Annotated in this window: 10 protein-coding genes and 1 pseudogene; 1 reads left to right on the plus strand and 10 read right to left on the minus strand. The window is 73.4% G+C overall.

Features of this window, described 5'->3' with window-relative positions:
• Positions 1-46 precede the first annotated feature (46 nt).
• From LJ221_RS10470 to LJ221_RS10490, 5 genes are all read right to left on the minus strand, one after another.
• Positions 47-1,525 carry a dihydrolipoamide acetyltransferase family protein gene (locus LJ221_RS10470; protein ID WP_241715647.1) on the minus strand — a complete coding sequence of 493 codons (1,479 nt, stop codon included), beginning with the start codon at positions 1,523-1,525 and terminating at the stop codon, positions 47-49.
• A gap of 27 nt (positions 1,526-1,552) precedes the next feature.
• Complete coding sequence (locus tag LJ221_RS10475) at positions 1,553-2,533, minus strand: alpha-ketoacid dehydrogenase subunit beta (protein WP_241715649.1); 981 nt, start codon at positions 2,531-2,533, stop codon at positions 1,553-1,555.
• Between the two features lies 1 nt (position 2,534).
• The gene (gene pdhA / locus LJ221_RS10480; RefSeq protein WP_241715651.1) at positions 2,535-3,704 is read right to left on the minus strand and encodes a pyruvate dehydrogenase (acetyl-transferring) E1 component subunit alpha; all 1,170 of its coding nucleotides are present in this window, start codon (positions 3,702-3,704) and stop codon (positions 2,535-2,537) included.
• Between the two features lie 477 nt (positions 3,705-4,181).
• Positions 4,182-5,210, minus strand: coding sequence for a phosphotransferase (locus LJ221_RS10485; RefSeq protein ID WP_241715653.1), 1,029 nt, complete (start codon positions 5,208-5,210; stop codon positions 4,182-4,184).
• A gap of 135 nt (positions 5,211-5,345) precedes the next feature.
• On the minus strand, positions 5,346-7,088 hold the full coding sequence (locus LJ221_RS10490) for a protein kinase (RefSeq protein ID WP_241715655.1): 1,743 nt from the start codon (positions 7,086-7,088) through the stop codon (positions 5,346-5,348).
• Positions 7,089-7,528: 440 nt separating this feature from the next.
• Between LJ221_RS10490 and LJ221_RS10495 the strand changes: the two are divergent.
• Positions 7,529-8,897 (plus strand): annotated as a pseudogene (locus LJ221_RS10495) (PASTA domain-containing protein).
• A gap of 113 nt (positions 8,898-9,010) precedes the next feature.
• Here the strand turns inward: LJ221_RS10495 and LJ221_RS10500 are convergent.
• The 5 genes from LJ221_RS10500 to LJ221_RS10520 all read right to left on the minus strand — a co-directional run.
• Positions 9,011-9,580 carry a bacterial proteasome activator family protein gene (locus LJ221_RS10500; protein ID WP_241715657.1) on the minus strand — a complete coding sequence of 190 codons (570 nt, stop codon included), beginning with the start codon at positions 9,578-9,580 and terminating at the stop codon, positions 9,011-9,013.
• 68 nt (positions 9,581-9,648) lie between these two features.
• A complete protein-coding gene (locus tag LJ221_RS10505; RefSeq protein ID WP_241715659.1) occupies positions 9,649-10,335 on the minus strand; it encodes a hypothetical protein in 687 nt (228 codons plus the stop codon).
• A 96-nt stretch (positions 10,336-10,431) separates the two neighbouring features.
• Entirely contained in the window at positions 10,432-11,421 is a 990-nt protein-coding gene (locus LJ221_RS10510; protein WP_241715661.1) for an NAD(P)H-quinone oxidoreductase, read from the minus strand.
• A gap of 9 nt (positions 11,422-11,430) precedes the next feature.
• Entirely contained in the window at positions 11,431-12,492 is a 1,062-nt protein-coding gene (locus LJ221_RS10515; RefSeq protein ID WP_241715663.1) for a TrkA family potassium uptake protein, read from the minus strand.
• 4 nt (positions 12,493-12,496) lie between these two features.
• On the minus strand, positions 12,497-13,852 hold a 1,356-nt coding region (locus tag LJ221_RS10520; RefSeq protein ID WP_241715665.1), incomplete at its 5' end, for a molybdopterin molybdotransferase MoeA.

The raw sequence follows: 13,852 nt of genomic DNA on the forward strand, positions 1-13,852 counted from the left end.
CGGCGGCACGGTGCGTGCCGCCGGCCCGTCAGGACCCCTGGGACCCTCAGGCCCAGGTGATCAGGCGCTTGGGGTGTTCCAGGACGGCCGCGATGTCGGCCAGCACCTTGGAACCCAGTTCGCCGTCGACCAGCCGGTGGTCGAAGGAGAGCGCCAGAGTGGTGACCTGGCGCGGCTTGACCTTGCCCTTGTGGACCCACGGCTGGAGCTTTACCGCGCCGAAGGCCAGGATCGCCGACTCCCCGGGGTTGAGGATCGGGGTGCCGGTGTCGACACCGAAGACGCCGACGTTGGTGATCGTGACCGTGCCGCCCTGCATGTCCGACGGGGAGGTCTTCCCCTCCCTGGCGGTGACGACCAGATCGCCCAGCGCCCGCGCCAGCTCCGGCAGGGTCTTGGCGTGCGCGTCCTTGATGTTCGGCACGATCAGACCGCGCGGGGTGGCCGCGGCGATGCCCAGGTTCACGTACTCCTTGTGGACGATCTCCTGGCCGGCCTCGTCCCAGGCGGCGTTGACCTCCGGGTTGCGGCGGACGGCGACCAGGAGCGCCTTGGCCACCAGCAGCAGCGGGTTGACCCGCAGACCCGCCATGTCCGGGTCCTGCTTGAGCTCCTGCACCAGCTTCATCGTGCGAGTGACGTCGACGGTGACGAACTCCGTGACGTGCGGCGCGGTGAAGGCGCTGGAGACCACCGCCTGGGCGGTCGCCTTGCGCACACCCCTGATCGGCACCCGGCGCTCGCGCTCGCCGGTGCTCCACACGGCCGGAGCCGGGGCGGGGGCCGGGGCGGGGGCCGCCCCGGGTGCGGCCCCGGTCACGGCGGCCTCGTGCGAGGGCGCGGGGGCCGCGGCGGCGTGGACGTCCTCGCGGGTGATGATCCCGTTCGGGCCGGTCGGGGTGACCGCGGCCAGGTCCACGCCCAGGTCCTTGGCGAGCTTGCGCACCGGCGGCTTGGCCAGCGGGCGGTCGGCGGCCGGCTTCACCGGGTCCTCGGTGGCTGGCGCCACGGCCGGGGGCGTGGTGGTGGCGTCCATATCCGCCCGGACAGCGACCCGCGCGTCCCGTACGTGGTTCTGCCGCTGCTTGCGCGGACGCCGCTTGGTCGAGGCGGTGCCGACGCCGTAGCCGACCAGCACCGGCTGGCGCTTGGCGCCCTCCTCGGGCTCCGCCTCCGGCTCGGCCGGGGCGGGCGCCGCCCCGGCGGGCTCGGCGGCGGGTGCCCCGCCGGTCTCGGCGGGTCCGGCCGACGGGTCGGTGTCCACCGTGATGATCGGGGTGCCCACGTCCACCGTGACGCCCTCTTCGAAGCGCAGCTCGTGCACCACGCCGTTGTACGGGATGGGCAGCTCGACGGCCGCCTTGGCCGTCTCCACCTCGCACACCACCTGGCCGTCGGTCACCGTGTCCCCGGGTCCCACGTACCACTTGAGGATCTCGGCCTCGGTCAGGCCCTCGCCCACGTCCGGCATCCTGAACTCGCGGATGCGCTGGGCAGCGGCCCCGGCGGCAGCCGTATCAGTCATCGTCACGACTCTCCTCAGCCTCTACTCTCAGTACGCCAGCGCGCGGTCGACGGCATCGAGCACCCGGTCCAGGTTCGGCAGGTACTCGTCCTCCAGCCTGGCCGGCGGGTACGGCGAGTGGAATCCGCCCACCCGCAGCACCGGCGCCTCCAGGTGGTAGAAGCACCGCTCGGTGATCCGGGCGGCGATCTCCGAACCCGTGCCCAGGAAGACCGGCGCCTCGTGGACCACCACCAGGCGGCGAGTCCTCTCCACCGACGCCTGGATCGCGTCGAAGTCGACCGGGGACATCGACCGCAGGTCCAGCACCTCCAGCGACCTGCCCTCCTCCTCGGCCGCCGCGGCGGCCTCCAGGCAGGTCTTCACCATCGGCCCGTAGGCCGCCAGCGTCAGGTCGGCGCCCCGGCGGGCGACGACCGCACCGTGCAGCGGTCCGGGGATGGCCTCGGTGTCGACCTCGCCCTTGTCCCAGTAGCGGCGCTTGGGCTCGAAGAAGATCACCGGGTCGTCGGAGGCGATCGCCTGCTGCATCATCCAGTACGCGTCCGAGGCGTTGGACGGCGAGACGCACTTCAGACCCGCCACGTGCGCGAACAGCGCCTCGGGCGACTCACTGTGGTGCTCCACCGCGCCGATGCCGCCCCCGTAGGGGATGCGGACGACGACCGGCAGCTTGACCTTGCCCAGCGCGCGGGCGTGCATCTTCGCCAGCTGGGTGACGATCTGGTCGTAGGCGGGGAAGACGAACCCGTCGAACTGGATCTCCACCACCGGCCGGTAGCCGCGCAGGGCCATGCCGATCGCGGTGCCGACGATGCCGGACTCGGCCAGCGGGGTGTCGATGACCCGGTCCTCGCCGAAGTCCTTCTGCAGTCCGTCGGTGATGCGGAAGACGCCGCCGAGCTTGCCGACGTCCTCACCCATGATCAGGACCTTGGGGTCGGTCTCCAGGGCCTTGCGCAGCGACTCGTTGAGCGCCTTGGCCATGGGCATCCTGGTGTTGGCCATCTCAGCGGCCCTCCTCGTCGGCGAAGGACGCCAGGTACTCGGCGAACTGGGCGCGCTCCTCGTCCACCAGCGCGTGCCCGTCGGCGTAGACGTTCTCGAAGATGGCCATGGTGTCCGGGTTCGGCATGGTCCGGATGGCCTCGCGCACCCGCAGCGCCAGCGCGTCGCTGTCCTGGTCGAGCCCGGCGAGCCAGTCGGCGTCGATCAGGCCCTCCTTCTCCAGGTAGGTGCGCAGCCGCAGGATCGGGTCCTTCGCCTCCCACTCCTCACGCTCGGCGTCCTTGCGGTAGCGGGTGGGGTCGTCGGAGGTGGTGTGGGCGCCCATCCGGTAGGTGAACGCCTCGACCAGGGTCGGGCCCTCGCCGGCGCGGGCGCGCTCCAGGGCGGCCCGGGTCACGGCCAGCACCGCCAGCACGTCGTTGCCGTCCACCCGGACGCCGGGGAAGCCGAAGCCCGCGGCGCGCTGGTAGATCGGGACGCGCGACTGCTTCTCGGTGGGCTCGGAGATCGCCCACTGGTTGTTCTGGCAGAAGAAGACCACCGGCGCGTTGTAGACCGCGGAGAAGGTGAACGCCTCGGCCACGTCGCCCTGGCTGGACGCGCCGTCGCCGAAGTAGGCGATCACCGCGCTGTCCGCGCCGTCCTTGGCCACGCCCATCGCGTAGCCCGTGGCGTGCAGCGCCTGCGAGCCGATGACGATGGTGTAGAGGTGGAAGTTGTTGCCGCTGGGGTCCCAGCCGCCGTTGTTGACGCCGCGGAACATGCCCAGCAGGTTGGTCGGGTCCACCCCGCGGCACCAGGCCACACCGTGCTCGCGGTAGGTCGGGAAGACGTAGTCGTCGTCCCGCAGTGCCCGGCCCGAGCCGATCTGCGCGGCCTCCTGGCCCAGCAGCGACGCCCACAGGCCCAGCTCGCCCTGGCGCTGCAGCGCGGTGGCCTCGGCGTCGAACCGGCGGGTGAGAACCATGTCGCGGTACAGGCCGCGCAACTCGTCCGGAGCCAGGTCCAGCGAGTAGTCCGGGTGATCGACCCGCTCGCCCTCCGGCGTCAGCAGTTGTACGAGCTCGGGGCGCGCGGCCGACTGCGAACGCTTCCTCGCCCCGCTCGTCGTGGTGCGCTTTCCGCTGCTGCGGCGCGGCTTGCTGCGCGCGGCAGTGCTCTCCACGGTCACTTGTGCTCCTCCGTCTGTCCGGCCCCCGGGGTCGCCGGGAAGCCTGGGGGTTCCCCGCCAGTGGCAGGGAGAGGCTCGCCCGGATCCGTACGGCCCACGGGGTAGGTGCGGCGCGGACGGAACCGAGCGGTGACAGGTGTCCCGTTCGACGGCCCGCTGTCAGCACGTTACCCAGTACCTCCGCAGATGCGCGAAGGGTCCCTGACCTGCAATTTTGCTTGGGTTTCCAAGTAAACCGCAAAAGCCTGGAACGTCACTGGTCACAGCCTCGCGAGCGCCTGGGACAAACGCACGTTATCCCGGTACCGAAGTGACGGGAAGAGCTGTGGGTAAGTGACGCCGAGATGGCGCCTTGTCGGTATGTGAGACGGACACGGAGGGTGAAGGGGTATACGGTCTCGCAGGAGTCGCGTACCGCCCATACGCCGCCCACCGGCGGAAGTACGGGCACGACCGCGGGCAGGACTACAGACGGAACTACAGACAGAAGGCGTCGCGTACCGCCTCGTAGCGCCCGGTCCACCACACCACCAGCGCGGAGGCCGCCGGGAACTGCGGATCGGTGCGGCGGTCGCGCAGCTGGTAGCGCCAGCGCAGCATCCAGAAGTCGTTGAGCCGCTCCCACCACACCCGGTGGACGGCCGCGGACATCTCGTCCGCCCCGGCCCCGGTGGCGGCGCGGTAGGCGCGGGCGTAGGACCGGATCTTGGCCAGGTCCAGGTCCCCGCCGGGCCGCAGGAAGAAGATGACGGCGGCCCGCACCGCCTCCTCGGCGCGCGGCCGCACGGCGAGCCGGTCCCAGTCCACGATCGCGACGGGCTCCCAGGGGGCCCGGTCCCGGTAGAGCAGGTTGAGGGGATGGAAGTCGCCGTGCACCCATCCGGCGACCGGCTCGGCCCCGGCGGGCGGGCGGCGGTGGGCGTGACGTTCCAGCAGGGTCCGGCGTTCGCGCAGCCGGTGGTCGGCCAGCTCGTCGAAGCAGTCGCGCCGGACCCGGGTTCGCACCCGGGCCAGCAGCTCGTCGATGAGGCCGAAGGTCACCTCCGGATCAGCGCTGGGCTCGGCCGAGCACTCGGCGTCGGGCACGGGTGCGACCTGCCCCAGCCGTACGTGCACCAGGCCCAGCAGCGCGCCCAGACGGCGCGACTGCCCGCGCGAGAGCTCGCCGCCGTCGCGGTGGCGGCCGTCCACCCACGGGTGGAGGGCGTAACAGCGGTCCTCCACCACGGCGACGGTCCGCCCGGCGGCGTCCTCGACGGGCGGTACGACCGGGACCCCGAGGTCGCCGAGGCGGACGGTGACGCGGTGCTGCTGCTCGATACGGGCCGGGTCGCGCGGATCCCCGTCGAGGTGGTGCTTGAGGAAGAACCGGCCCCGCGTGGTGGACAGCCGGTAGCCGCGGTTCAGCAGCCCCTGGGCCACCGGCTCGCAGGAGATCGGCTCCCCGGCGCCGAAGCGCCGCACCAGCGTGGCGAGGGTGACGCGGGAGAGGTGGGGAGACTGCACGCCGGGGATCGTAGATCACCGAGAGAGACCGCCCGGACGCGTTGTGCTCCGGGGCGCGGAGATGGTATGGGCGGCGGGAGCCACCCGAGGCCGCCGGGCGGACGCGGAACGGGCCCGGGTCCTGCCGGGGCCGGGTCAGCCCCCGGAGCCGCCGCCGGGACCGCCCGGCGCTCCCCCGGCCGCGGCCGGGTCACCGGCGGTGGTGCCTCCGGTGGTGGTGTCGGCACCGCCGGTGGTGGTGCCGGTGTCGCCGCCGGTACCACCGTCGGTAGCGCCCTCGGTGGTGGCGCCGCCGTCGCCGCCCTCGGTCGCACCCTCGTCGGTGCCCTCGGTCACACCCTCGTCGGTGCCCTCGGTCGTGCCCTCGTCGGTGCCGTCGTCGGGCTCGCTGGGCTCGCCGCTGGGCGAGGGATCCGGGCTGGGCCGCCAGCCGCCGGAGCCGCCGGTGTTCCAGCCGCCGTTCTGCCAGCCGCCCGTGCCGCCGGGCTCGGTGTCGTCCTCCTGCCCGGGATCCTCGCTCTCCTCTTCCTCGGGCGATGGCTCCGAGGAGCTCTCGCCCTGGGAGGGCGTGGAGGAGGTCTTCTCCGGGCCCTTCTGCTCCTGGCCGCCCTCGTTGCCGTTGACGGCCAGGAAGACGCCGACTGCGATGGCGAGAACGGAGAAGAAGGCGATCAGCCCGTACTTCAGGCCGCTGCCGCCCCGGCGTCCGTCACCGTGGCCGCCGGTGTCGTATCCGCCGCCGCCGTACGAGCCGCCGTCGTATCCGCCGCCGGGGGTGCCCATCAGCAGCGGCGGGCCGCCCCGGGTCGCGGCGTCGTCACCGTAGCCGCCCGCGGGGGTGGCGGAGGGTGTGTCACCGCCCTGGTGGAAGCCCGGGGTGCCCATGGCGGGCGTGGCGCCGGTGGAGACCACCGCGCCGGTGTTCCACAAGCCGCCGGTGTGGCCGCCCTGCTCCTGGAGCATGCGCAGCGCGTACTGCACCAGGCCGCGCATCTCCTCGGCGGTCTGGAAACGGTCGTCCGGGTCCTTGGCCAGCGCCCGCATCACCAGGCCGTCCAGCTCCGGCGGTACCGAGTCGTTCACCCGCGAGGGCTGCACCGGCTCGTCCTGGACGTGCTGGTAGACCACCGACAGCGGGGTCTCGCCGGTGAACGGCGGGCGCAACGCCAGCAGCTCGTAGAGCATGCAGCCGGTGGCGTACAGGTCGGAGCGGGCGTCCACGGTCCTGCCCAGCGCCTGCTCCGGGGAGAGGTACTGCGGGGTACCCATGACCATGCCCGTCTGGGTCATGGTGGTGGACGCGCCGTGCAGGGCGCGGGCGATGCCGAAGTCCATCACCTTCACCGCGCCGTTGCCGGTGATGATGACGTTGGCGGGCTTGATGTCGCGGTGCACGATGCCGTGCTGGTGGCTGTAGGCGAGCGCCTCCAGCACCCCGGAGATGATGATCAGCGCCTGCTCGGGCGGCGGTGCGTCGGCATTGAGGAGGAGGTCGCGGATCGTGCGGCCCTCGACCAGCTCCATGACGATGTACGGCACGGTGTTGCCGCCGACCACGTCCTCGCCGGAGTCGTAGACGGCCACCACCGCGTGGTGGTTGAGACCGGCGACGGACTGCGCCTCGCGTGTGAAACGGGCCTTGGAGATCGGATCCTCGGCGAGGTCCGCGCGCAGCAGCTTGACGGCGACGGTGCGCCCCAGGCGTACGTCCTCGGCGGCGAACACCTCCGCCATGCCGCCGCGGCCGAGCCGGTGCGTCAGGCGGTAGCGCCCGTCGCCCACCACACCGCCGCTGCCCCACGACTCGGGCGAATCGGACACCCCACCAGCAGTCTCGTCGGGCTCCGAAGGCCCTCCGGCGGCTTGTGTCTGTGCCATCAGTCCTCGCCGTAGATCAGGTCCGCGAGCCGCGGATCCATACGCTCTGCTCCTTGTGCACGCTAACAGTGTCCGGGGGCCGTGCCCCTCGGTGAAGGCGAAGAGAGCGGCGCGGGACGTGGTACCGAGAGCGCTGGGGGCAGCAACGGACCATCCAACCCGCTCGGGCCTCCAACTGGCAAGTTACGATGTCGGGCGCCCCCGCGAGCGCGTGTGACGCGTATACGCGCGCCGGGTCACGGAACGGGCAAGCGCCTTGACGTGTCCGGCCGATGGGGCGGACTCTGCCTGGAGCAACGGGCGGGGTCCAGGGGCGGACCGGTGTCCCGCCCGGCGTTTCGAAGTCCGGCCGGCGGCACAACGGGCACCACGCGGAGCAACCGTACACGCGCAGGCCCGGCGAGAGGGCCGTCCTGCGGCGCCGAGGGGGAAGCAGTCGGATGAATGACGACGGCGCGCGGGCCGCGTACCGGGGGCGTACGGTCGGCGGCGGGCGCTACCAGCCGCGCGATCTGCTGGGCCAGGGCGGCATGGCGTCGGTGCACCTGGCCTACGACACGGTGCTCGACCGCCAGGTGGCGGTCAAGACCCTCCACACCGAGCTGGGCCGCGAACAGTCGTTCCGGGAGCGCTTCCGCCGCGAGGCGCAGGCGGTCGCCAAGCTGACCCACACCAACATCGTCTCGGTCTTCGACTCCGGCGAGGACGAGACCGACGGCGCGACGGTGCCCTACATCGTCATGGAGTACGTCGAGGGCAAGCCGCTGCGCACCGTCCTCGACGAGGAGTGGCCCGGCTCGGGACGATGCCGGGCGACAAGGCGCTGACGGTCGTCCCCGAGGTGCTGGCCGCGCTGGTCGCGCGGGCGCTGCGGAAGAACCCCGGCGAGCGGTTTCCGACGGCCGAGTCGATGCGCCGGGAGTGCGAGCGCGTCCGCGACTCGGTGGTCGCCTCCGGCGCCACCCCGCTGATCGCCGGCGGCGCACCCGGACCCAACAGCGGCGCGGCCGTCTCCCAGTCGGTCTTCCCGCCGGTGGACGTCCAGGGCACCCCGCAGCCGCCGAGCGTTCAGCAGCCGTACCAGCCGTACTTACGCGCCGACGGCCGGTCGGGGCCGCGGGGCCGGGCGGGCAGGGCTACTCCACGCCGGCTCCGGGCCCGTACGGCCCTCAGGGCGGCATCCCGACGCCGCCGTACACCGTCTCGCCCCAGGGCTCGCACCAGCCCTCCGGCGGCGGAAGGAACACCGGGGTGATCGTCGGCTCCGCGGTCGCGGCGATCATCGCCGTCGCCGCCGTGATCATCGCGGTGGCGCTCAACGGCGGTGGCGGTGAGGACCCGCGTGCGGGCGAGACCCCGGGGCCCGCCCGCACGGTGGAGCAGCCCGCGGGCACCGGCGGGGGCGACTCCGGCGGCCGGGAGACCGACGGCGACGGCACGGACACCGACGAGGGCGGTGACGAGGGCGGTGACGAGGGCGGTGACGACGACGGGGATAACAGGGATGACGGCGGCTTCAAGGACGAGGACGCCTCGAAGACCATCGCCCCGGCCAAGTGCACGGAGGCGTCGGAGAGCCTCTTCGACAAGGGCAGGACGAGCATGCCCGACCTGACGTTCAAGCACCTGGACTCGGTGAAGGAGTGCATCCGCGAGGCGGGCTGGATCCTGGACGAGGTCGAGTACGAGGACGACAACCTGTACGGGAAGAACACCGTCCTCAGGCAGTCCCCGGGGACCTACGAGGGCTTCGACCCCAAGAAGGACAAGGTCACGCTGACCATCTCCACCGGCTACCCGGCAAGCTGACGGCGGCACACGCGAGAGGGACCGGCACGCGATCCGTGTGCCGGTCCCTCTCGCGTGTGGGATCCGGGCCGCTCAAAGACAGGGCTCGGGGGCAGGGGCCCGGAGCGGGTGTCTCAGAGGTAGGGGCCGCCGGAGCGGATCTGGCCGCCGCGCCCGTCGCCCTCCTCGTCGGGCATCACGCCTGCCGGAAGCGCGCGACGCATCTGCTCCAGCTGGGCGCGGGCCGCCATCTGCTGGGCGAACAGCGCCGTCTGGATTCCGTGGAACAACCCCTCCAGCCAACCCACGAGCTGGGCCTGGGCGATCCGCAGCTCGGCGTCGGTGGGCACCGCGTCGTCGGTGAACGGCAGCGAGATCCGTTCCAGCTCCTCGATCAGCTCGGGCGCCAGGCCGTCCTCAAGCTCCTTGACCGAGCTGGCGTGGATCTCCTTGAGCCGGGCGCGGCTGGCCTCGTCCAGGGGGGCCGACTTGACCTCCTCCAGAAGCTGCTTGATCATGCTGCCGATCCGCATGACCTTCGCGGGCTGCTCGACCATCTCCGTCACGGGGATCTCACGCGGCTCGTCGTCGGATCCGCCCTCCCCGCCTCCGGGAGCGGCGGTGCTGCCGAGGGCCATCCCGTCCGGCCCCACGACCAGGACGTGCCGGCTCTCCTGCGAGCGTTCGTTCATCGGCTGATTCATACCCCCATTCTGCAATGCCCGCCCGGGCAGGCGTCGAGTGATCCCCCCGGGGGGCGGTGCCGCCCGCCTCAGCGCCGCAGCCGCAGGGCGAGCGAGGCCAGGCCCAGGCCCAGGAAGGTCAGCCCCGCGCCGAGCGGCAGCACCGGGAGGAGCTGTCCGCCGGTGGCGGGCATCGCACGCCGGCGGGCGCGCTCCTGGCCGCCCCGGCCGTCGTCGTACACGTAGTCGTCGTAGTGCTCGCCGGTACCGGCCCGCCGGTCGACGATCTGCCCTGTCCGCCCCTGCGGGACAGTGGTCCGCACCGACGTGCCCGGCGGCCCGGCGGAGCCGGCCGGGGCGCTCTCCCCGGCGCCGGCCCCGCCGGGGGCCGTACCGGACGGTTCACCGGAGGGATCGCCGGAGGTGGGATCGGGCGTGAGTGTGGGCGTGGGCGACGGGTCCGGGCCGGGGGAGGGTCCGTCCGGCGGCCACGGCGGCAGGCTGAACCGCGGAGGGCGTTCCGTCTTCTCCGGGTCGTCGGGCTCCCGCGGTCCGCCGGGTTTCCCGCTCTCCTCGTCCTCTGGTTCCTCCGGTTCCTCCGGGGAAGCGGTGGGGGACGAGGAGGGTCTGCTCGAACTCTCCGCCCCGGGCTCCACTCCGTCCCGCGCGCCGCCGGGAACGGCCGCCACGGCCGCGGACTGCTGGGAGGCCAGGGCGACGGGTGCCGGGACGAGCACCATCGCGCAGGCCAGCAGGGTGATCGCGGCTTCCCTCACCGCTACGCCCCCTCCCGTACCAGGCATCCAGTGGTGCAACAAGGATCACACGAACGCGCGGGCCCGGCATCCCGGCCCGGCGGCCCGCCCCCCGTCTCAGACGGTGAGGACGACCTTGCCCACGTGTTCGCTCTCCTCGAGTACCCGGTGGGCCCGGGAGGCATTACTCATCGGCACCGTGCGGTCCACGACGGGGCGGACCCGCCCGGCGGCGATCAGCGGCCAGACGTGCTCGCGCACCGCCGCGACGATCTCCGCCTTCTCCTCCAGCGGACGACCGCGCAGCGAGGTGGCCGAGACCGTACCGCACCTGGCGAGCAGCGCGCCCAGGTTCAGCTCCCCCCTGACCCCGCCCTGGAGGCCGATGACGACGATCCGGCCGCCGCGGGCGAGCGCCTTCACGTTCCGCTCCAGGTACTTGGCCCCGATGATGTCGAGGACCACGTCCGCGCCGCGCCCGCCGGTGGCCACCCGGACCTCCTCGGTGAAGTCCTGCTCGCGGTAGTCGATCAGGACGTCCGCGCCCAGTTCCGCGCAGCGCTCCAGCTTCTTACGGCTGCCCGCGGTGGCCGCCACCCGCGCGCCGACGGCCTTGGCGAGCTGGATCGCCATGGTGCCGATACCGCTGGCCCCGCCGTGGACCAGCAGAGTCTCGCCGGGGCGCAGCCTCGCGTGCATGAAGACGTTCGACCAGACCGTGCACACGACCTCGGGGAGGGCCGCGGCGGCGACCGGGTCGAGCGGGCCGTCGGGGGTGTCGGGCAGCGGCAGGAGCTGGCCGTGCGGCACGGCGACCTTCTCCGCGTACCCGCCGCCGGCGAGCAGCGCGCACACCCGGTCGCCGGGCTTCCAGCCGCCCACGCCCGGCCCCAGCCCGGCGATCCGCCCCGCGCACTCCAGCCCGGGGTAGGGCGAGGCGCCCGGGGGCGGATCGTAGAAGCCCTGCCGCTGGAGGAGGTCGGCGCGGTTGACGGCGCCGGCCGCCACCTCGACCAGGACCTCGCCGTCGCCGGGTACGGGGTCGTCCACCTCCGTCCAGGCGAGGACGTCGGGGCCACCGGGTTCGGTGATGGTGATCGCGTACATGGGGTGACGCTACCTCCGCGGGGTCTCCGAGGGCATGACGGTGGTGGACGGGGTGGCGCGGCGGATGACGACGAGGCGGTCGGTCAGCTCCAGAACGGCCGCGTCCGGGTCGTCGTAGCCCAGCACCCGGTGGCCGCGCACCACGGAGACCACGAGGTCCCTGCACTCGCGCGGGGAGCCGCCGGCCTCGGCCTTGGTGACCGGGCGCTCGGTGAGGTTCAGGCCCGTGCCCTGGTGGATCAGGTCCTCCATGACCGCACCCGCGCTCGGACTAAGCATGGACATGCCGAGCAGGCGTCCGGCGGCGCTGGCGCTGGTGATCACGGAATCGGCGCCGGACTGCCGCAGCAGCGGCGCGTTCTCCTCCTCGCGCACCGCCGCGACGATGCGCAGGTTGCGGTTGAGCTGGCGGGCCGTGAGCGTCACCAGGACCGCGGTGTCGTCGCGCTGGGTGGAGATGACCACCTGGGCCGCCCGCTGCACCTCCGCCTTCAGCAGGACGTCGCTGCGGGTCGCGTCGCCGATGACGCCGGTGTAGCCGTCGGCGTTCGCCGCCTCGACGACCTTGCGGCTCGGGTCGATTATCACGATCTGCTCCCGGGGAACCCCGGTGGAGATGAGCGTCTCGGCCGCGGAGCGGCCCTTCGTGCCGAAGCCGATGATGACAGTGTGGTCGCGCAAGGAGGACCTCCAGCGGGCCAGGCGGAACTGCTGGCGGGTCCGTTCGGCCAGCACCTCCAGGGTGGTGCCGATCAGGATGATCAGGAACAGGACGCGCAGCGGGGTGATGACCAGTACGTTGACCAGCCGGGCGCTGTCGCTGACCGGGGCGATGTCGCCGTAGCCGGTCGTGGAGAGACTGACGGTGGTGTAGTAGAAGCAGTCCAGCAGCGAGACCTCGCCGTCGGCGTTGTCGCTGTAGCCCTCGCGTTCGAGGTAGACCAGGAACACCGTCACCAGCAGGACGGCCAGCGCGGCCAGCAGCCGCCGCAGCACCTGCCGCAGCGGCCCGGCCGCGGGCTCGGGGAGCTGCACGAAGTGCTGCAGCTCCTCGGGCGAGGTGTGGTTCATGCCGTCACGCCCACGGAAGTCTCAGGAGGTGTACGCCGGTGCCGGTGGCGGCGCCGCCTGGCGGCACGACCGCCAGAGCGGTGGCCGCCGCGATACCGCGGAGCATCGCGGGACCGCTGAACCGCAGCGGCCGCACGCCACCGCCATCCTGCACGACCGGGACCAGCCGTGTGTCACGGGGGTGACCCTGGGCCTCGCCGAGGAGGGCGGCGGCGGGCAGGGCGGCGGCGGGCAGGGCGGCGGCGGGCAGGGCGGCGTCCGCGGCGGACGGCTCGGTGAGCGGCCCGCCGGGCCGCGTGCCGGGCGGAACGGCGACGGTGGCGGCCCGCAGCAGTGGTTCGGCGAGGGTCAGCAGCCCGGACACGGCCGCCAGCGGGTTGCCGGGCAGCCCGACCAGATGCGCCCCCGAGGGCAGCCGCGCCAGCAGCATCGGGTGACCGGGCCGTACGCGCACTCCGTCGACCAGCAGCTCCGCCCCCAGGCGGCGCAGGGCCGGGTGGACGTGGTCGACGGGGCCCGAGGCCGTACCGCCGGTGGTGACGACGAGGTCGGCGGCGGTCCCCTCCAGCGCGGCGCAGAGCGCTTCCGCGTCGTCACCGAGACGGCGGGTCGCGGTGACCTCGGCGCCCATGGCCGCCAGCCAGGGGCCGGTCATCGGACCGAGCGCGTCGCGGACCCGGCCGCCGGAGGGGATGCCGGAGGTCAGCAACTCGTCCCCCAGTACCAGGACTTCGACGCGGGGGCGGCGCAGGACCGGCAGCTCGTCCCAGCCCGCGGCGGCGGCCAGGCCCAGCACGGCCGGGGTGACCGGCGTACCGCCGGGCAGCAGGTGGTCGCCCACCCGGCACTCCTGGCCGCGCGGACGGATGTCCGCACCGTGCTGGGGCGCGGCGTTCGCACGCAGTCGCCGGTCGCGGACCTCGCCGTACTCCGAGCGCAGCACGGCGGTGGTGCCGGGCGGGATACGGGCGCCCGTGGCGATGCGGACGGCGTGGCCGTCCGGGAGCGGGGCCGGGCGGTCGTCGCCGGCCAGGATGCCGTTGGCCGTGGCAGGGGCCGTGCTCGCGGCGTTCCCGGTGTCCCGCGCGCCGTTCCCGGGACCGACCGGCTCCCACGGGCCGGGCCCGGAGACGGCCCAGCCGTCCATGGCCGAGGTGTCGAACGCCGGCAGGTCGGTGAGCGCGGTCAGGGGCGCGGCGAGACGGTGGCCGAGGGCCGCGTCCAGGGGTACGGCTACGGGTCCGGAACGCCGTTCGGCCCCGGCACGGGCGGCGGCGGCACGAGCGGCGGGCCAGTCGGGGTGCCGTACCGCGTCCCGGGATCCGTGCGGGCCGCTCTCCCGGGGGGCGGGGCCGCGGCC

The organism is Streptomyces sp. CNQ085 (genome assembly GCF_022614595.1).
In the GTDB taxonomy this organism is placed as follows: domain Bacteria; phylum Actinomycetota; class Actinomycetes; order Streptomycetales; family Streptomycetaceae; genus Streptomyces.

Bases quoted from the DNA above. Each gene is read 5' to 3' on its own strand.
- LJ221_RS10510 (WP_241715661.1), bottom strand. From the start codon at position 11,421: ATGTACGCGATCACCATCACCGAACCCGGTGGCCCCGACGTCCTCGCC.
- LJ221_RS10475 (WP_241715649.1), bottom strand. From the start codon at position 2,533: ATGGCCAACACCAGGATGCCCATGGCCAAGGCGCTCAACGAGTCGCTG.
- LJ221_RS10490 (WP_241715655.1), bottom strand. From the start codon at position 7,088: ATGGCACAGACACAAGCCGCCGGAGGGCCTTCGGAGCCCGACGAGACT.
- LJ221_RS10500 (WP_241715657.1), bottom strand. From the start codon at position 9,580: ATGAATCAGCCGATGAACGAACGCTCGCAGGAGAGCCGGCACGTCCTG.
- LJ221_RS10515 (WP_241715663.1), bottom strand. From the start codon at position 12,492: ATGAACCACACCTCGCCCGAGGAGCTGCAGCACTTCGTGCAGCTCCCC.
- LJ221_RS10470 (WP_241715647.1), bottom strand. From the start codon at position 1,525: ATGACTGATACGGCTGCCGCCGGGGCCGCTGCCCAGCGCATCCGCGAG.